Here is an 18495-nt window from a genome sequence, read left to right on the forward strand (position 1 = left end):
GTGGCGGCCGCCGGCCTGATCGGCGGCCGCTTTGTTGATGTTCGTCCATCAGGCCGCCATGCGCGGCCGCGTTACAGGTCGTCCCCACCACGATGTTCACCGATTTCATCAATAGTCTGCCGCCCTGGGGGCTGGTGGAAGCGCAGATGTTCAACGGCCTGCAGCAAGGCATGCTGCTGGCGCTGATCAGCACCGGTCTAACGATCGTCTACGGCACGCTGGGGGTGCTCAACGTGGCGCACGGCGCGCTGTACACGCTGGGCGCGTATGCGGGGTTCGTGGCCTACCAGGCCACCGGTTCGTTCGTGCTGGCCATCGGCGCCGGCGCGCTGGGTACGCTGGTCATCGGGCTGGTGATCGAGCGCGGCATCATCCGCTATTACTACAAGCGACCCGACGAGGACCAGATCATCGTGACCTTCGGTCTGGGCATCATCATCGTCGAGTCGATTCGAGCGTTCTTCGGCGGGACCAGCCAGAACATGCCCACGCCCGGCTGGGGCCAGGGCGCTTCGCAGCTCGGTTTTCTCCAGTATCCGTTTCCGCTTTACAAGATCGAGACCATCGCGCTGTCGGCGATCATCCTGCTGATCTTCTACCTGGTGCTATACCGGACCCGGCTCGGACTGGTTGTGCGGGCCGGCATCGAAGACTCCGGCATGGTGAGTCTGTTGGGTATCAATGTCTTCCGCGCCTTTTTCGTGGTATTCGCGATCGGCGCGATGGCTGCCGGCCTGGCCGGGGTGATCAATGCGCCGATCACCGCACCGACGCCGGACGGTGGTGAGAAATTTCTGGTGTTTTCTTTCGTGGTCGTCGTACTGGGCGGGGTGGGTTCGTTTCCCGGCGCGATCGTCGGCGGACTGATTGCCGGCGAGATCATGACCCTGACGTCACTGTTCTATCCGTCGCTGTCCGAGGTGATGCTGTACGTGGCCATGGCGCTGATCCTGATCTTCCGTCCGCGCGGCCTGTTCGGACAGGCGGGCCGGGTATGACTACCGGTACCGCGAACGCAGGCGCCCCGTCGCCCCGGCCGCGTCGGTGGGGGCATCTGGCAGTGGAGGCTGCCGTTCTGGTCGGTCTCGTGGCGGCGCCGTTCGTGCTGCCCTGGATCAACATGACCATGGATGTGATGACCCGGAGCCTGATCTGGGGCCTGTTCGGCCTGGGCTTTTCGATCCTGTTCGGGTTCACCGGGCTGCTGTCACTGGGCCAGGCCGCGTTCTACGGTTCGGGTGGCTTCATCACGGCCTATCTGCTCACCCACGGTGTACTGGAGCAGACGCTGGTCGCGCTGTTCATCGGCACGCTGGCCGCCGCGGTATTGGGGTTGGGTATCGGGCTGCTCGTCGAGCGTCGCAAGGGCATCTATTTCGCGATGATCACGCTGGCCTTCGGCGAGATGCTGTTTCATCTGGACTACTCGACGCTGTCGGCCTATACCGGCGGCGAGAACGGCATGGCCGGCGTGCCCGTGCCGCTGATCGGCTCGTATGTCATCCGGTCGAGCCTGGGCATGTATTACTTTGTGGCCGTACTGTTCTTCGGCGGCTATCTTCTGGCCCGGCGCGTGGTCGCCTCGCCGGTCGGGCGCATGCTGGTGGCGGTACGCGACAACGAGGAACGAGCCAAGGCCACCGGCAATGCGACGCATCTCTACAAGCTGGTGGCCATTGTGCTATCGGCAGCCTACGGCGGCTTGGCCGGCGGGCTGCTGGGTATCTTCCAGAACTATATGCCTCCGGGCGCATTCGCGTTCGAAAGTTCGGCGCAGTTGCTCATCCAGACCGTCATCGGCGGCGCGGGCGTGCTGCTCGGGCCACTGGTCGGCGCCAGCGTATGGTTGTATCTGCAGGATCTGCTCCAGCACACGCTGGGGCTCGGGCAGAGTTGGAAGCTGGTGCTGGGCGTGATCTTCGTGCTTCTGATTACATTCCTGCCCACCGGGCTGCTGGGCGAGGCACGACGCCTGGGCCAGTGGCGCTGGGGCAGAACGCGCTCAGGCGACGATGCCGATGCCGATCAGTCCGCGCACGCGGTCAACGCGGCGAATGCGTCCGTCGCAGAGCCGCTGCCCGAATACGGGCCGGTCATTCTCGAGGCGCGCGGCGTGAGCAAGCATTTTGGCGGCCTGGCCGCCAACCACGACATCGATTTCTCGGTGCGCGAGTTCGAGGTGCGTGCGCTGATCGGGCCGAACGGAGCCGGCAAGAGCACGTTCTTCAAGATGCTGGCCGGCGTGATGCCGCCGAGCGAGGGAAGCATCTATTTCCAGGGCCGGGATATCACGGGCGCAGGCGTCACCCGGGTCTGTCAGCTCGGCATGAGCACCAGCTTCCAGATCAATCAGCTGTTCGACCGACTGTCGGTACGCGACAACCTGATGATCCCCTGCCTCGGCCAGTCGCGGGGCCGGTTCAAGCTCGACATGCTGCGCCGTGCCGAACGGGTGGCCGGTCTCGATGAACGGATCGACGAAACGCTGGCGCTGGTGGGACTGTCGCACCGCGCCGATACGCCGGTCTCGCATCTGCCGTACGGCGAAAAGCGCCGGGTCGAAATCGGGCTGGCCCTGGCCACGCAGCCGTCGCTGTTGCTGCTCGACGAGCCGCTCGCCGGCATGGGTCCGGAAGAGCGGGCCAGCACGGTGGCGCTGATCAAGTCGCTGCGCAAGGGGCGTACGGTGATCGTGGTCGAGCACGACATGGATGCGGTGTTCGAACTGGCCGATCGCATCAGTGTACTGGTGGAAGGCGAGATCCTCGTCGAGGGGGCGCCGGAAGAGATCCGGTCGCATCCGAAAGTACAGCAGGCCTATCTGGGCGGAGTCGAGGCATGAGTCTGCTCGCGGTCGACAAACTCAACAGCTATTACGGCGATTCGCATGTCCTGTTCGATGTCAGCCTGACCGTCGAACGCCGTGAGGTGGTGGCGCTGCTGGGGCGCAACGGCGCAGGCAAGACGACGACGCTCGAATCCATCGCCGGCGCGATCAAGCCGCGCAGCGGCAGTATCCGGCTCGGCGAGCACGAGGTCTGCGGCCGACCGGCCTTCGAGGTCGCCCGCCACGGGCTCCAACTGGTGCCCGAAGAGCGGCGTATATTCGGCGCGCTGACGGTCGAGGAAAATCTCAAGCTGGCCGCCTTTTCGGCCGAGCAGGCCGAACCGCTCGCGCGGATCTACGAACTGTTCCCGCGTCTGGAAGAGCGGCGGCGCAGTGGCGGCAAGATGCTGTCGGGCGGCGAACAGCAGATGCTGGCAATCGCACGCGCGCTGATTCGCAAACCCGAGATCATTCTGCTGGACGAACCCTTCGAAGGGCTTGCACCAGTCATCGTCCAGAACCTGATGGCCGTCTGCGAGCGGATTGCGGCCGAAGGCCAGACCATTGTGGTGGTCGAGCAGAACGTTTATGCCGCGCTCAAGTTCGCCCACCGCGCCTATATTCTCAACAATGGACATGTGGTCTACGAAGGCACGCCCGATGACCTGAACGGCCAGCCCGAAATACTGCACCAGTATCTGGGGGTCTGAGCAACCGTAGAATCGTCCGCACGGAGTCTGGCGTCTTTTCAAGGCGATCAGGTCGACAACCGACCCGCGTGAAGGCAATGGGAGGCGTTGCCCGCTGCCTGACTGTCGTTGGTGAGAGCTGCGCAAGTACGACGTATCGAGAGAGTGTGTACGGTAAGCCGGGAGGAACAGATGAAATATCGAGTCCCTTTTGCTCTATTGCTGTTTTCAACGCTCGTTTGCGCAGCAGCTGTCGTGCAGGCTGAAACGCTGACAGCTGCGGAGCTGATCGAAAAGGCGCGTGCCCAGTCGCGTGAAATCGAAGAACTGAAAAAGGTCATGGACAGTCCGGACCGCAATCTGCGGCTCGCGGCCTTCCAGCTGATGATGGACAGCGATAACCCGGTCTATCGTGAACTCGCGATCGAATCCGGGCTGTCGAGCACTGACAACCTGCTTCGGTCCCAGGCGCTCAAGACCGCGCTATTCAATATGAACGCGCTGTATGTCGATCTGGCGATCGATCAGAACGCACCCAAGGATGCCCAGGAAGCTTCAGCAAACGCGCTTGCTGAAGGATTGCCACGCATCGTGATCGACTTTACCCAAAAACATCCGGAGACGGACTCGATCGATATCAGGACAGGAAACGCCGGGGGCTCGGAAATCCAGGGGATCAACTATGTGTTTCATGCCAGTGGCAGGGTCGGGACACTGACCCTCAAGGACGGGGCGTTGCTCCAGGGGCCAGTGACGATTTCCGACCGTCGGTATATCGGCACCGCGCGTCTTCGTTAGTCCATTAATCTGATACGCCGTAATGACAGGCGTTTGCTGCCGGACGGATAGAGCTTGATACGAATGATGCGGGCCCGCGTCGGCGCGAGGGCAATTGCCGATCGGCGACTCGACTCGGAATACACGAGATCGCCGCCCCATACGCTTCTTGCGTAGCGGAACTGCGCGTCGTTTCCCAGCACGATCTCGGCGGCGACGGGCCTTAAACTCGGATCGACCCCTTTGGCGTCCAGCACGATTCCGGTGATCGCGGTGCCGGGTGCGACTTCGAAATCCAGCAGCACCGGCCCGTCCAGCTTGCTGGTGATCCACGGCGGCGTGGCCGGATCGGCGGATAGCAAATTCGCAGCTCGGTTAACAGACGAGGCGGCAGGCGCGGTCCAGGCCGCTAGTGTCATGGGCGACGATTCCGGGCCGCGAGGCGATGCAGTTGCGCTCTTGTCGAGCTGTGCAGCCGACCTGTCGTCGCTGAGCGCCTGTTCGCCGCGCTCCAGCAGCCGGTCGATACGCATGACCGTGCCGACCCCGGAGCGTGTGCTTACCGAAAGCAGCATGCCGATCGGCGTGTTATCCGCGGTCATGAGCAGGCTGCCACTCATGCCCTTGCGGAGTACTCCGCGAGCGGAGGCCGGCCGAATTCGAATGAACTGCTGGCGATCGTCATCAAGCCAGACGACCGGCTCGAAGCCCAGCGAGCCGTCGCCGTTCACGAAACGCAGTGTGCCCTGGGTGCTTTCAGAGAGTTTCTGATCCACCGCCCGGCTGAACGAGTCGAGGCTGTGTCCGCAGTTACGCGTGATGCCGCCCAGAACGGTGCCCATACTCAGATCGCCTCCCAGATCGCGTATGTCGACCAGATCGCCGAGCGTTGCTTGGCCGGCCCCCACATATCGCAGCGAAGGCACGGAGGCTTCGTCGACCACGTGAGTGGGCAGAAGTGCCACGCAATGGTCGCCGCGATGCCCCACGAGCGCCTGGCCGACTTCCAATGGCACCTCGCCGGGCTTGCGCACGACCGCCTGGTCGGCAGCGGCCCAGGCGGCCGTGCCGCAGCCAAGAAACATCGCGAGCACGCTGAAGCAGACCAGAGGTTTGGTTGGCATGAGCTGCTATCTCGTCAGGGGCGCAAATTCGTGCGCCGGATCAATCGCACTGCCTCGGCCAGCGTGGCAAGCGCCGACAGGCTGCCGAACAGCACAAGGGTTGCAATGACGACCCAGCTATCGTGTGTCAGGCGCGCCCACATGCTGGGCTGAAAATCCAGGCCTGCGTCACCGTAGCGCTCGATACGCACCTGATTCGACAGCCCGAATGCGACCACTTTCATCTGCGGCCAGGTGCTGGCCATCTGCTCGGCGGTGATGCGTACGAAGCCGCGGGGCAGCGCTTCGGCCTCCGTCTCGCCGAGGGAACTTGCGATCTGAACGCTGTCGCCTTCGAGAAGCTCGATAGAGTCGACGACGCTGCGTCCGCCCGCGGTATCGTCGGATGCGCTGTACACGGCGATGTGGCCAGCCTCGAGTAATTCGTGACGGCTGGTCGTCACGTCCTGGCCGATGCGCAGCGCGGCGGTATAGGGAAATATCAGCGACATGTTCTGCGTCTGCGCGGTCGGCCATACGAGTACGACGTCGCCGTTGAGCGTCAAGGGCGTTTGACCCGCGGTCTGAATCGCAACGCCGTCAGCCGGTTGTGTCGAAAACGGCGCGATACGCACCAGCAACCGTCCATCGGCCAGCGTGGACAATCGCACCGTCGCGCCATGGCTCCTCGGCTGGCCGTTGCCGCCGATACGGGCAGTCAGTTCGGCTGCGGCGCCGTTTTCACTTGCCGGCCGATATGCATGCCAGCGTCGCGGCGTACCGCATCGTCGGCGTATCACTGCGATATCGTCGATCTTTTCATAGATCGAGGTGTCCTCAGGCAGCAAGTCATGCCGGCATAACGTCGCCTTGGATATGTCCCATTGCGTGAGGGAACTGGCGTCGAGCGTCAATTCCACCAGGCGAGCGTCCGCGCTCAATGCGAAAGGCCAGTGGCTGCTCTGAACGATGGCATGCACGACAAGCGCGATATACAACAGCAGACACCACGGCAGGACCCGCAACAGCACTGCGGTAATCGCGGCCCAGAACTGATCGTTGCGATCTACGAAGTGATCGAGCCTGCGATTGCCTGCGCGTCTTGGGGAACGCAAGCGAGGACCGGGACGGCTGGATCGCAGCACGCTCGTTTAGTCCGCGAGCTTCAGTGGCCGTCTGCGGCCACAGTGAAGGAAGCGGGCGGCAGGGCGCGGCCATACCGCTCGCGTTCTACAACGATCTTGACCGGACTGTCCTGGGTCGCGGCGAGGCCGATATGGCACCAGAAGTCGAACACCGTGGTCCGTCCGTTTCGTAGCGGATCGCAACTACCGCTCATGTTCTGACCGGAAACACTGTAGAAGACGTCCGTGGCACCGAAGCCGTTGACCATGAGGTTGACGCCGGAGCCCTCGGCGGTGTTTGGTCCGTACGGCTTGAGAAACCGCTGGGTGGGCTCTTGGCAGGCGCCTTCGACAACGGAAATGCCGAGATGCATCTGGTCGTATTGCCTTAGCAGATCGAGCGCACCCGACTGATCGTAAGGTAGATTGATGGCGTCGCCGCCAATCTGTGCCGGAAGAATATAGGTGTTGCGTGCCAGATAGACGCCATCACGTGATTGCACGGTCAGACATACTTCGGAGCCCGCCAGTGACCTCGGCGGGCGGATGGACAGCTGGGTGAGGTCGCTGCCGGAAAGCAGCGTGCCGGTGGTCAGACCTACCACCACGATACCGCTGACATCTACATCGCGCTGAACGGATTCCCAGAACGGGCTCGCCTTGAGGGTGGCGTCGGCCGCGTAGGTCGCGCTACCGCCCGCTGCGAGCACACCCAGCATGGCCGTGCATACGCGGGTTAACCATAAACCCTTCATAACGCCCCCCGGTGTCATACGCTCGATCGAGCATATGAGAATCGGCCTGCGAGCGCTATTCCGTAGCACTTGGTGTCGATCAGTCGACACCAGACACTACTCGAATAGGTCGTTCAATCAGACACCTGGATGTAGGCTGTCGCGGCACCTCGAATGTGTCGTACGAATGACAGGGTCAATCCGGATAGGGTGTTTCGATGGTTTCCGCAGTTTTGCCGGTCACGGTCGTGCCGATCGAGGCGGCAATGACCGCCGCGATGGCCAGCCACTGCGCTAGCGCCAGTGACTGACCGAGGAACAACAGACCGGACAACGCGCCGAATGCCGGTTCGAGGCTCATGAGGGTGCCGAACGTCTGCGTTGGCAGACGGGGCAGGGCGATCATTTCCAGTGTATAGGGCAGCGCGGTCGACAGGATCGCCACGCCGAGCGCGAACCACAGCACATGGACACCGAGTGCTCCGGTATCGGCGCCGACCAGCCCGATCGGTGCGACAACCAGGGCACCGATCGTGATACCCCAGATAGCGCTGTTCAGGCCGCTGACCTCACCGGCTTTCTGCCCGAACAGGATATAGGCCGCCCAGCAGGCGCCGGCACCCAGCGCACAGGCCACTCCGTACAGATTCAGCGTTCCGCCGTTATTGTGGCCCGCGCCCAGCAGCACTGCGAGTCCGACGATTGCGATCGCGACCCAGAGCAGGTCCAGCCGACGCTTGGACGCCAGCAATGCCACTGTCAGCGGCCCGGTGAACTCGAAAGCCACCGCGATGCCCAGCGGAATATGCGCCATCGCCTGATAGAACAGGAAGTTCATCGAGGCCAGTGCAATCCCGTAGATCGCAATGTTGGGCCATTCTCTGCGTGCCACCGGTCTGCGCCAGGGCCGGAACAGGGTCAGAAGCAGCGTGGCGGCGATCAGCAGCCGCAGCGAGGTCGTCGCTCCCGGACCGATCAAGGGGAACAAGGTCGCGGCCAGCGCGGCCCCGCCCTGAATGCTGGCCATGGCGACCAGCAGCAGTCCGATCGGCAGCAATCGCGATACGATGGAAGACGAGTGGACGGCCATGGCAATACTCGTGGCACGTGGTCGAAGCGCGGGCGCGCGCGCATGATGACCCAGAACGATGGGGTGAGCAATATAGTGCACAATTTGGGCGAGCGGCCGAACGTGCTGGTGCACGTGGCTGGTAACGTGCGTCGGCTTCGTATGGCCGCCCAGCTCAGCCAGCAGGCGCTGGCCGAGCGGGCGAGCGTAAGTCGCCGCATGCTGGTCAATATCGAAAAGGGCGACGTGAACGTCAGCCTGAACACTCTGGATCGCATTGCCGAAGCGCTGGGCGCGGTTTTTCATACCATCGTGCAGCCGCCGGACCAGATTGATACGCACCGTATCGATACGCTGGCCTGGGCCGGCGCCGACCCGACCAGCCGAGCCGTGCTGCTGGCCAGCCTGCCGGCACGTACCGAAGTCGAGTTATGGTCATGGTCGCTGGCACCGGGCGAACGCTACGATTCCGCTGCCAATCCGCCCGGCTGGCAGGAGATGATCGTGGTCACCGAGGGCTGCCTGAGTCTGTATCTCGGCCAGGCGCCGGTACGCGTGGTGGATACGCACGACTTCCATGTCTTTGCCAGCGACTGCGAGCACGCGTACGTTAATGAAGGCCGCACGACGGTGCGTTTCGTACGCAATGTCATCTACTGATCGCGGCGAGTGACGCGCGTGCCTGAAGTAGGGACGACCCTCGCATGACGCATACCGATCGCCGCGTGTCTGCCCTGCTTGCGTTGCACGGGCGGACCTTCGCCGCAGAACTGGGCGCGCGTATCTCGCGCAATACGCCCGCGCCGTTATTCCGGCTGCTGTGTCTGGCCAATCTGAGCGGGGCGCCGGTACAGGCGGCAATCGCGATGCGGGCAGCCATCGCCCTGGCCGATGCCGGCTGGACCACGCCCGCCAAACTGGCCCACAGCTCGTGGCATGCCCGCGTGCGCGTACTCAACCAGGCCGGCTATGCGCGGGTTGACGAAAAGACCGCGACCCAGCTGTCGGCCATGGTCGCGACACTCGAACAGCGTTACAACGGCGATCTGCGCCGGCTACGCAAGGCGGCCGGTGGCGATGTGGGCGCGCTGCGACGCGCCTTGACGGGGTTCAAGGGCATCGGCGATACAGGCGCCGCAATTTTCGTGCGTGAGATGCAGATCGTTTGGCCCGAGTGTTATCCCTTCGTCGATCGCGCGGCGGCGAAGGCCGCCGCGGCCCTTGGTCTGCCACAGGATCCGGCCGGCCTGGCTTCGCAGGTCGAGCGAGTCGATTTCCCACGGCTCGTGGCCGCGCTGGTGCGTGCCGGGTTGGCCCGGGACTTCGATGCCGTGAGGGCGGCCGCCGACAGGTGACCCTGCGTGCGACGGGCTAGCGCCAGAAGTTGTTCTTCACCAGGTCCACCACCTCGTCCATGCGGCCGCTGAAGATCGCCTTGGTGGAATAGAGCGCGGTCGAGGCGACCTGGCCCGCTTCGATCGTGGGCGGCATCACCAGTTCCATCCGGTTGACCTTGACATCCAGAATGCCGGGCCCGTCCTGGGCAAGCAGATCTTCCACACCGGCCTCGAGATCGTGCTTGTGCTCGATCTTGCGGCCCCACATGCCGATGGCCTCGGCGAGCCGGCCGAAATCCGGGTTCTTCAGCTCGGTGAAGGCATCCAGCAGACCGTCGACCTTCTGTTCGATCTCGACGAAACCCAGCGAGCTGTTGTTGAACACGATCAGCTTGACCGGGATCTGCTCCTGCACGAGCGTGAGCAGATCGCCCAGCAGCATACTGATGCCGCCGTCGCCGCACATCGCAACGACCTGACGGCCGGGAAAGGCGCGGGCGATGCCCAGCGCCTGCGGATAAGCGTTGGCCATGGTGCCGTGAACGAGGCTGGGCAGGGTGCGACGCTGGCCGTTGGCACGGATATGGCGCAGACACCAAACCATCGGGCTGCCACCGTCGGCGGTGAACACCGCGTCCTCGGCGGCATGCTTGTCGATCAGCAGGGTCAATTCCTGTGGATGGATCAAGTCGTCGTCGTCGGTCTTGGCAGCCGCGTGGTCGAGTGACTCCAGATAGGTCTTGCGGCAATCGTTGACCCAGTCGCGGTTGTCGTGACGGGCCACCCGTTCAAGCAGTGCGGCACAGGTGTCGCGCACGCTGCCGACCACGCCGATATCCACTGGATGGCGCAGGCCGATCTTGCCCGGGTCGATATCCACCTGGATGATCGTGGCATCGTCGGGATAGAACTGGGCCCAGGCGAAGCTGCATCCCAGCAACAGCAGGGTGTCGCATTCGGACACCGCGCGATAGCCGCCTTCGAGGCCGAACACGCCGGTCATGCCGACTTCGAGCTCGTTGCCGTACTCGACGAAATCCTTGGCGCGCGAGGTCCAGGCGATGGGCGCACCGAGGCGGTCGGCCAGCGCGATCAGCTCGTCGTGGGCGTTATGACAGCCATAGCCGGCATAGATCGAGACCTTCTTGCCGGCATCGAGCTTTTCCACAATCGCGCTCAGATCCGCGTCGTTCGGGCGCAGCACCGGGTCGAAGCGCATGGTTCGCCAGGGCAGGGTCTTCGCAGGCTTGGCCGTGAACAGGTCGCCCGGCACGATGAGCACCGCCAGGCCACCTTCGTTGAGCGCTTTCTGGGCGGCGATCGCAGTCAGGCGCTGGGCATTGTCGGGGCTGGATACATATTCACAGAACACGCTGTACTGCGCATAGATCGGGCGCTGGTCGACGTCCTGCGGAAAGCCGACGCCCATTTCGGCGGTGGCGACCTGCGAGGCGATGAACACCACCGGGGCGCCGTTCCGGTGACTTTCGATCAGCCCGTTGACGAAGTGCACGCTGCCGGGGCCGCAGGTACCCGCACAGCAGGCCAGCTCGCCGGTCATGAAGGCCTCGCCGCCGGCCGCGAAACCGCCCACTTCTTCATGGCGCACGTGGACCCAATCCATCTCCGAGCGTCGGATGGCGTCGGTCAGATGATTGATGGTGTCGCCCACCACGCCATAGCAGCGTTTTGCGCCGGCCTGTAGCAGGACATCGACCATGGTTTCAGCAACGTTCGCGCTCATTCAAATCACCGTTCGGTTTGCAAGGGCCCGCGCATGGGTACGACCGCCCGCTGGCACCCGGTCGTAACGGAGCGGGCGGGGCAGCGCAGAAACGCAGTTGGTTGGTGCAGTATGCATAAGCCGCGTCGATGTAGAAATGCGTGTATCCGCGTAGCGCCCTTCCTCCGGCCAGCGTGCGCACGACGGCTTCCGCGCATGGGCCGGTGGTCGCGCCGGCGGGCCCAACACCCGAACGCCGGGCGGCCGAGCCGGCGATGACGGTCGTGCTAGGCCCGGGCCGACTCCGGCAGCGGATAGCGACGGCTCGACGGACCGGCCTTGACCACCTGTCCGGGCACCGCGTGGCCGACAATGTCCGGCAGTGTGGCCGCGACCGTGAGCAGGGCATCGAGATCGACGCCGGTGGCGACGCCCATCTGTTCGAACATGTGGACCAGATCCTCGGTACAGACGTTGCCGGTCGCCCCCGGGGCGAATGGGCAGCCGCCGAGGCCGCCCAGGGCGGCGTCGAACCGCTCGACCCCGGCCTGCCAGCCGGCCAGGGCGTTGGCCAGGCCCATGCCGCGGGTGTTGTGCAGGTGCAGGGTCAGCGCGAGTGCCGGATGGCGTCGTCGAACCTGTTCGCACAGCGTGCCGACCTGGTGCGGGTTGGCCATGCCGGTGGTATCGCACAGGGTCACGCCCTGCATGCCGATGTGTTCGAGTTGCGCGACCAGGTCCAACACCCGCTCGGGGCTCACCGTGCCCTCGAACGGGCAGCCGAACGCGGTGGATATGGAAGCGTTGAGAAATCCGGATTCGCCCGCGGCCAGGTCCACCATCCGCGCAAACCGTTCCAGGGACTGGTCGGCGCTCATGCGCAGGTTGGCGCGGCCGTGGCTGTCGCTGGCGGACATGACGAAATTGAACTCGTCGGTGGCACAGGCGATCGCGCGTTCCAGACCCTTCTCGTTGGGAATCAGGGCGACATAATCCACGCCGGGTGTGCGCGTGATGCCCTGCATGACGGCCTCCCCGTCGCGCAGATTCGGGATTGCCCTCGGCGAGGTGAACGAGGTCGCTTCGATCTTGGCCAGACCGGTCGCCGACAGTGTGTCGATGAGCGCGATCTTGTCGGCGGTCGGCACGAACTCGGCCTCGATCTGGAAACCGTCGCGCGCGGCGACATCGTTGATATATACGCGATTGTGCATGTCAGGCCTCGTCGTCGGCGGTAAAACAGACCCCGCGCTCGCGCAGCTGCGCCTGTGTATCGGCATCGATGCCGAGTTCGTCCAGCACGCTCTGGGTATGCTCTCCCAGTGCGGGGCCACCGCCGCCGATCCGTCCGGGCGTGCGGCTCAGGCGCGGCAACACACCGGGCACCTTGAGCGACTGGCCGTCGCGGGTGGTGATGGTCTGGATCATCTCGCGCGCGGCGTAGTGCGGATCCTCGACGATATCCTTGGCCGTGTAGGGATGCCCGGCCGGCACGCGCGCGGCCTCCAGCACTTCAAGCACCTCATCGCGCGCATGGCGGCTGGTCCAGTTGTTGATGGCGGTATCGATCATCGCCGCGTTGTCGCTGCGCCCGTCATTGTGTGCCAGCGCCGGATCCTCGCCCAGGTCGTCGCGGCCGATCGCGTGCATCAGACGCTTGAAGATGGAATCACCGTTGCCTGCGATCAGCACTTCGCTGTCGTCGGCGCATCGATAGGCGTTGGACGGCGTGATGCCGGGCAGGGCGCTGCCGCTGGGATGCCGGATCACGCCGGCGCCGTCGTATTCGGGGATGAGCGATTCCATCATCGCGAACACCGATTCGTACAAGGCTACGTCGATATACTGGCCGAGCCCGCTGTGGCGGCGCTCCTGCAGGGCGAGCAAGGCGCCGATCACGCCGTACAGCGCCGACAGCGAATCGCCGATGGAAATCCCCACGCGCACCGACGACTCGCCCGGGTGGCCGGACAGATAGCGCAGCCCGCCCATGGCCTCGCCGATCACGCCGAAGCCGGGCAGATCTCGATACGGGCCGGTCTGGCCGTAGCCAGAGATGCGGACCATGATCAGGCCCGGGTTGATCGCCGACAGCGCGTCCCAGCCCAGGCCCCATTTCTCCAGCCGACCGGGGCTGAAGTTCTCGACCACGATATCGGCCTCGGCCGCCAGCCGCTTGACGATGTCCTGACCTTCCTCGGACTTCAGATCCAGCGACACCGAGCGTTTGTTGCGGGTCTGGACATGCCACCACAACGAGGTGTCGCCGCGCATCACGCGCCAGCGACGCAACGGATCGCCCGTGCCCGGCGGTTCGATCTTGATCACATCGGCGCCGAACTCGCCCAGCAGCTTGGTGGCGAACGGGCCGGCGATGAGCTGGCCGAGTTCGAGCACTTTCACCCCTTCGAGCGCCATGCTCGAGGGCTGGGTCGGTATGTGATCGTTGTTGGTCGAAGTCATGAAGCAATCGCCACGCGGATGAAACTCGGAATCGAGACTAGGCAAGGCATGCGCGTAGAACAATCATCCGATCGGCAATCGAGCCTTCGCGGCTCGCGTACGCATGCTCAGTCGGCGGTCAGGTGGTCGACCATTTCCCGCGCCAGCACCGACAGGCTGTTGATATCGCGTACGGCAAGCCACAGCTGACGCGTCGCCCAGACATCGCTCAGCGGCACGATCGACAGGCCCAGCCGCGGGCCGAGCGTATCGAAGGCCTTGTCCGGCAGTACGCCGACACCCATGCCGAAACCGATCATGCGGCAGATGCCCTCGAAGCTGCGGACCTGAACCCGCATGCGCAGGGGCAGGCCGGCATCGCGCGCGGCAGTCACGATCATCTGGTGCAGAGAGGCGTCCTGCTGCAGGCCGATGAAATCGTAGGCGACGGCCTGTTCCAGACTCACGGCTTCGCGTCGGGCCAGGGGATGGTCGCTCGGTGTGACCAGGACCAGTCGGTCGCAGCGATACGGCCGTACGTCGAGGTCTTCGACCGCCTGGCGGCCGGCGAACAGGCCGATATCGGTACGACCCTCGCGCACGGCCTGTACCACTTCGCTGCTGATGCGCTCCTGCAGATCGATCTTCACCTCGGGGTGACGGCGGCTGAAGGCGGCCAGATCGGCCGGCAGAAACTCGATGATCGACGAGGTGTTGGCATACATGCGTACATGGCCGCGCACGCCGCGGCTGTACTCGCTCAGATCCGCCTGCAGTTCATGCATGGCCTCGAGCACGCCACGGGCATGGTGAAGCAGGGCATCGCCCGCCGGGGTCAGCTCGACGCCGCGCGGCCGCCGATAGAGCAGCTCTGCGTCCAGGCGTATCTCCAGGTCGCGGATCCGTTTGCTGACCGCGGCCAGCGCCATGTGTTCGCGCTCGGCCGCGGCGGTCAGGCTGTGCTCGGCGGCCACGGCCACGAACAGCCTCAACGTGGTCAGATCGATTCGGTACATCGGTAGTAAACCAGCGGTGACAGACTTGGCTTCGCGATTGACGAAGCCTGCCTTACCGATTGCCTGATTGTCGGGCCTCCGGTGGCACCGCCATCCTAATTCAAGCGGCATGACTGCGGGGGCGCGGCTGTGGGCAGCATTCACCGGCCGTCGTAGCATGCCCTCGACTGGGCGGTCGTCGTCCTGTCGCCGAACAACATAGAGAGGAGACGTGCCATGGCACGACAAAGCAAGGAGCCGATCAAGCGGCCGATCGTATGGATCGTGTTCATCGCGGTCTTCGCGCTGATCAATCCCTGGTATTTCACCGACGGCGCTTATACCCCGCTGATCTGGGGCGTGCCGTACTGGGCATGGATCATTCTTGCCGCCTCGCTGGCGTTATCGGTCTTCGTGACCTGGGTGGTCTGCTGTCACTGGGACATGCAGACCGACGAGCAAGACGGCGGCGGAGACTGATATGGAACTGGCATTCGGCGGCGCGGCCGGCATCATCGTGCTGGTCGCCTACGGCGTGCTCATGCTCGCAGTCGGGCTGATCACATACCTGCGCAATCGCAATATCCTGGAAAGCCTGGATGAATACTATCTCGGCGGTCGCGGGCTGGGCGTCATGGTGTTGTTCTTCACCTTCTTCGCGACCCAGTACAGCGGCAATACCGTCGTTGGCTACCCGCCGACGGCCTACCGGATCGGTTACCAGTACCTCGTATCGGTGCCGTTTTTCATCTGCATCATCGCGGCCTATCTGTTCTTCGCGCCGAGGCTGTACGCACTCGGACGGCGTTTTTCGCTGCTGACACCGGTCGACTGGATCGATATCCGGTTCAAGTCCAAGGCCGTGACCATCCTGGCAGCCACGCTCATGCTCTATGCGCTGGGCAACTACCTGCTCGAACAGTTCGTGGCCATCGGCCAGGGCGTGTCGGGGCTGACCGGTGGCACCATTCCATACCAGGTCGGCGTGGTGTTCTTCATCGTGATCATGGTTGCCTACAGCTGGCTGGGAGGCATGCGTTCGGTCGCCTATACCGACACCATCCAGGGCATCGCGCTGCTGTTCGGCGTGTTCATGCTGCTCATCGGCTCGCTGATCTATTTCGGCGGCCCGGCCGCGTCGGCCGAGGTCATGCGCGTACAGACGCCGGAGAAGCTGGGCGCGCCGGATGCCGCCGGTGTGGCGCACTGGTTCAGTCTGCTGTTGCTGGTCGGTATTGGCGCCGCGGTCTATCCGCATGCGGTCCAGCGTATCTTCTCGGCGCGTAGCGAGGCCACGCTCAAGCGTTCGTTCATCCGCATGGCCTATATGCCGTTCATCACCGCCGGCGTGGTCTTTTTCGTCGGCATCATCGGCATCGCGGCCTTTCCGGATCTGACCACGGCCGAATCCGAACAGCTGGTCGGGCGGATCGCCAATGCGCTGGCCAGCCGCAGCCTGGTCTTCTACTGGGCCATGGTGCTGCTGTTCGGCGGCGTGATCGCGGCCATCGTGTCCACCGCGGACTCGGTGTTGCTCACTTTTTCCTCGATCGTGTCCAATGACCTGTACGGACGCTATATCCATCCCGAAGCCAGCGAGCAACGCAAGATCCTTGTCGGCAAGCTGATCGGCCTGGTCGCGGTGGTCGTGCTGGTGATCATCGCCTGGTATCCGCCGTCCACGCTGTACCAGATCTTCGTACTCAAGTTCGAGCTGCTGATTCAGGCCGCGCCGGCGCTTATCCTGGGCCTGTACTGGAGCCGGCTCAACAGCCGGGCCCTGTTCGCGGGCATGCTGGCCGGCGCGGTACTGGCCGCGGCCATGACGTTCGCCGGCTGGCGTCCGCTGGGTGTGTTCAGTGGCCTTTGGGGGCTGCTGCTCAACCTGGTGATCTGTATCGGCGCGAGCCTGGTCATGGGCGTGGACCGCGAAGAGCACGAACGTGCCGTGGAGGTCATCGGCACCTACTGACCCGCGCCGGCGGGCCGCCTCGAGCGGCCTGCCGGCTTGCGCGTCCGACAAACCGGTCGCCCCCGAGATCGAGCGCCAGCGTTCGGTCTCGGCGCGCTGGCCGCGTGGCAATCCGTTCCACGCTCTGAATGCCCGGTGCCCGGTGCCGCAACGACCGACCTGCGCAAGCTTGGCTCTTAAGGCCTAGGCCGGGTCCCGCGGATCAATGCGAACGACCTGGCCACGTCGCTCGCCTGCGGACGGATCCTCGGTGCATCGGCTTTTCGATCGCGCGCCCCGATAGCGATTGCCGGCGTTTTCAGGCGGCTCGTCGCTAGGGCCGTGTCGCTCGCCGGTCGGGCCGGGTAAGGCAGCCAGGCGCGGCGGCGTCGTTTTCCGGCCCGGCTCCTGCGGCGCCGTGTCAGTCGACGAGATCGAAGCTCACGCCGGCATGCGTCTGCAGCCGTTCGATCAAGGCGTCGCCGAAAAGCGTGGCCGGTGTCCAGAAGCCGCCAGGTACCTCGCTGCCGATATCACGCGCCAGGCAGGCGCCGGCTTCGCCCAGCATCTTGCAGGTCGAACCGTAGCCCGGGTCTCGATCACCGCGTACGCGCGCGGTCAGGCGCTCACCGTCAGCAGTGCGGCCAAACAGGCGGATATCGTAGAAGCCGTTGGCCTGGGCTTCGGGACTCGGGCCCTCGCCGGGCGCCGGCAGCACGAAACGCTCGAGCACGGCACGGGTCGGCGCCAGGGCGACGCCCAGCAGAAAGCCGCCCAGGCCGAGCGTCAGCCCGTGGGCAGCCATGCGGCCCTTGATGCCGCGGCCCATCAGCATCGCTTCGTCGTACTGGAAGTCCCTGCCGTATGCCTGCTCGGATAGCGCGTTGCTTCGCTGGACCACCCGCTCGTTGGTGGTGGCCATGATGAACGGCGCGATCCAGGCGTTGGCGGTGTCGTCGTATCGAGCCGCACGTACGCTCGGCTGGCGTACGCCGGGGTCGTAGCCTGGCGGGCAGATCGAATAGGGGTTGGCCAGTTCCCGGCGCAGGGACGGATCGCGGCGCAGCGCCTTGGCCAGGGCAGTCATGCTGGCGACCGTACCGCCGGAAAAACCGCCACGCATGGCCTTGACGCGCATCTTGACGCGGTTGCAGGGTACGCCGAAACGCTGTCCGGCTGCCTGTTGCAGAAAATGCACGCCCAGATCCGAGGGCAGCGAGTCGAAGCCGCAGCAGGGCACGATCCGGGCGCCGGTCTGGCGCGCACGGGCTTCGTAGCGTGACAGCATCTGCTTGATCCAGTGCACCTCGCCGGTCAGATCGCAGTAGTCGGTGCCGGTCTCCGTGCAGGCGGCGATCATGGGCTCGCCATAGAGCGCATAGGGGCCGACCGTGGAGACCACCGCCCGTGTCTGTTCACACAGGGCGGTGAGTGACGCCGGGTCCTGGGCATCGGCGACGATCAGATCGATATCCGGTCGTCCGATCTGGTCACGAACCCGTTCCAGCTTGGCCGGGGTGCGTCCGGCCATGGCCCAGCGGAAATCGCCATCGGCCTCGTAGCGCTGCGCCAGATAGGCACAGACCAGCTGACCGACGAAACTGGTGGCGCCGAAAATCACGATGTCGTAGCCGTTGGCGGGCATGGCCCTCTCCGATTGCGGATTCGATAAACCACAGCCTACGGGAAACATGGATTACGCTCGCCGTGCCGGGTCCGGCTTG

Annotated in this window: 17 protein-coding genes; 8 read left to right on the forward strand and 9 right to left on the reverse strand. The window is 64.4% G+C overall.

Going from position 1 to position 18495, the window contains the following annotated elements:
• Positions 1-92: 92 nt before the first annotated feature.
• From T31B1_RS04195 to T31B1_RS04210, 4 genes are all read left to right on the forward strand, one after another.
• Positions 93-998: a branched-chain amino acid ABC transporter permease gene (locus T31B1_RS04195; protein WP_353248199.1), complete on the forward strand. Its 906-nt coding sequence runs from the start codon at positions 93-95 to the stop codon at positions 996-998.
• Positions 999-1120: 122 nt separating this feature from the next.
• Complete coding sequence (locus tag T31B1_RS04200; RefSeq protein WP_502950928.1) at positions 1121-2842, forward strand: branched-chain amino acid ABC transporter ATP-binding protein/permease; 1722 nt, start codon at positions 1121-1123, stop codon at positions 2840-2842.
• Positions 2839-3537, forward strand: a complete 699-nt coding sequence (locus T31B1_RS04205; RefSeq protein ID WP_353248201.1) for an ABC transporter ATP-binding protein — start codon at positions 2839-2841, stop codon at positions 3535-3537. Before T31B1_RS04200 ends, T31B1_RS04205 begins: the two co-directional genes overlap by 4 nt.
• Before the next feature lie 144 nt (positions 3538-3681).
• Entirely contained in the window at positions 3682-4314 is a 633-nt protein-coding gene (locus T31B1_RS04210) for a hypothetical protein (RefSeq protein WP_353248202.1), read from the forward strand.
• On the opposite strand, the gene T31B1_RS04215 is transcribed toward T31B1_RS04210, so the two are convergent.
• From T31B1_RS04215 to T31B1_RS04230, 4 genes are all read right to left on the reverse strand, one after another.
• Positions 4311-5417: a hypothetical protein gene (locus tag T31B1_RS04215; RefSeq protein ID WP_353248203.1), complete on the reverse strand. Its 1107-nt coding sequence runs from the start codon at positions 5415-5417 to the stop codon at positions 4311-4313. The two genes, T31B1_RS04210 and T31B1_RS04215, sit on opposite strands and share 4 nt — an antisense overlap.
• A gap of 14 nt (positions 5418-5431) precedes the next feature.
• Entirely contained in the window at positions 5432-6511 is a 1080-nt protein-coding gene (locus tag T31B1_RS04220; protein ID WP_353248204.1) for a hypothetical protein, read from the reverse strand.
• A gap of 50 nt (positions 6512-6561) precedes the next feature.
• The gene (locus T31B1_RS04225; protein ID WP_353248205.1) at positions 6562-7275 is read right to left on the reverse strand and encodes a hypothetical protein; all 714 of its coding nucleotides are present in this window, start codon (positions 7273-7275) and stop codon (positions 6562-6564) included.
• 175 nt (positions 7276-7450) lie between these two features.
• Complete coding sequence (locus T31B1_RS04230; RefSeq protein WP_353248206.1) at positions 7451-8344, reverse strand: EamA family transporter; 894 nt, start codon at positions 8342-8344, stop codon at positions 7451-7453.
• A 45-nt stretch (positions 8345-8389) separates the two neighbouring features.
• Between T31B1_RS04230 and T31B1_RS04235 the strand changes: the two genes are divergently transcribed.
• Both T31B1_RS04235 and T31B1_RS04240 read left to right on the forward strand, forming a co-directional pair.
• Positions 8390-8983, forward strand: coding sequence for a helix-turn-helix domain-containing protein (locus T31B1_RS04235; RefSeq protein WP_502950929.1), 594 nt, complete (start codon positions 8390-8392; stop codon positions 8981-8983).
• Positions 8984-9027: 44 nt separating this feature from the next.
• Positions 9028-9678 carry a hypothetical protein gene (locus T31B1_RS04240; protein ID WP_353248208.1) on the forward strand — a complete coding sequence of 217 codons (651 nt, stop codon included), beginning with the start codon at positions 9028-9030 and terminating at the stop codon, positions 9676-9678.
• Positions 9679-9694: 16 nt separating this feature from the next.
• On the opposite strand, the gene T31B1_RS04245 is transcribed toward T31B1_RS04240, so the two are convergent.
• The 4 genes from T31B1_RS04245 to T31B1_RS04260 all read right to left on the reverse strand — a co-directional run bounded on the left by T31B1_RS04245 (position 9695) and on the right by T31B1_RS04260 (position 14841).
• Positions 9695-11404 (reverse strand): thiamine pyrophosphate-dependent enzyme, encoded by a 1710-nt coding sequence (locus T31B1_RS04245; protein WP_353248209.1) that lies wholly within the window; start codon positions 11402-11404, stop codon positions 9695-9697.
• 266 nt (positions 11405-11670) lie between these two features.
• On the reverse strand, positions 11671-12597 hold the full coding sequence (locus T31B1_RS04250; protein ID WP_353248210.1) for a hydroxymethylglutaryl-CoA lyase: 927 nt from the start codon (positions 12595-12597) through the stop codon (positions 11671-11673).
• Position 12598: 1 nt separating this feature from the next.
• Positions 12599-13846 carry a CaiB/BaiF CoA transferase family protein gene (locus T31B1_RS04255; RefSeq protein ID WP_353248211.1) on the reverse strand — a complete coding sequence of 416 codons (1248 nt, stop codon included), beginning with the start codon at positions 13844-13846 and terminating at the stop codon, positions 12599-12601.
• Between the two features lie 107 nt (positions 13847-13953).
• Positions 13954-14841, reverse strand: coding sequence for a LysR family transcriptional regulator (locus T31B1_RS04260; protein WP_353248212.1), 888 nt, complete (start codon positions 14839-14841; stop codon positions 13954-13956).
• 216 nt (positions 14842-15057) lie between these two features.
• Here T31B1_RS04260 and T31B1_RS04265 point away from each other — a divergent pair, with 216 nt between their 5' ends.
• The gene (locus T31B1_RS04265) at positions 15058-15300 is read left to right on the forward strand and encodes a hypothetical protein (protein WP_353248213.1); all 243 of its coding nucleotides are present in this window, start codon (positions 15058-15060) and stop codon (positions 15298-15300) included.
• 1 nt (position 15301) lies between these two features.
• Positions 15302-16792, forward strand: coding sequence for a sodium:solute symporter family protein (locus tag T31B1_RS04270; protein ID WP_353248214.1), 1491 nt, complete (start codon positions 15302-15304; stop codon positions 16790-16792).
• 400 nt (positions 16793-17192) lie between these two features.
• On the opposite strand, the gene T31B1_RS04275 is transcribed toward T31B1_RS04270, so the two are convergent.
• Positions 17193-18416 (reverse strand): saccharopine dehydrogenase family protein, encoded by a 1224-nt coding sequence (locus tag T31B1_RS04275; protein ID WP_353248215.1) that lies wholly within the window; start codon positions 18414-18416, stop codon positions 17193-17195.
• Positions 18417-18495: the final 79 nt, after the last annotated feature.

This window comes from Salinisphaera sp. T31B1, assembly GCF_040361275.1.
GTDB lineage: Bacteria > Pseudomonadota > Gammaproteobacteria > Nevskiales > Salinisphaeraceae > Salinisphaera.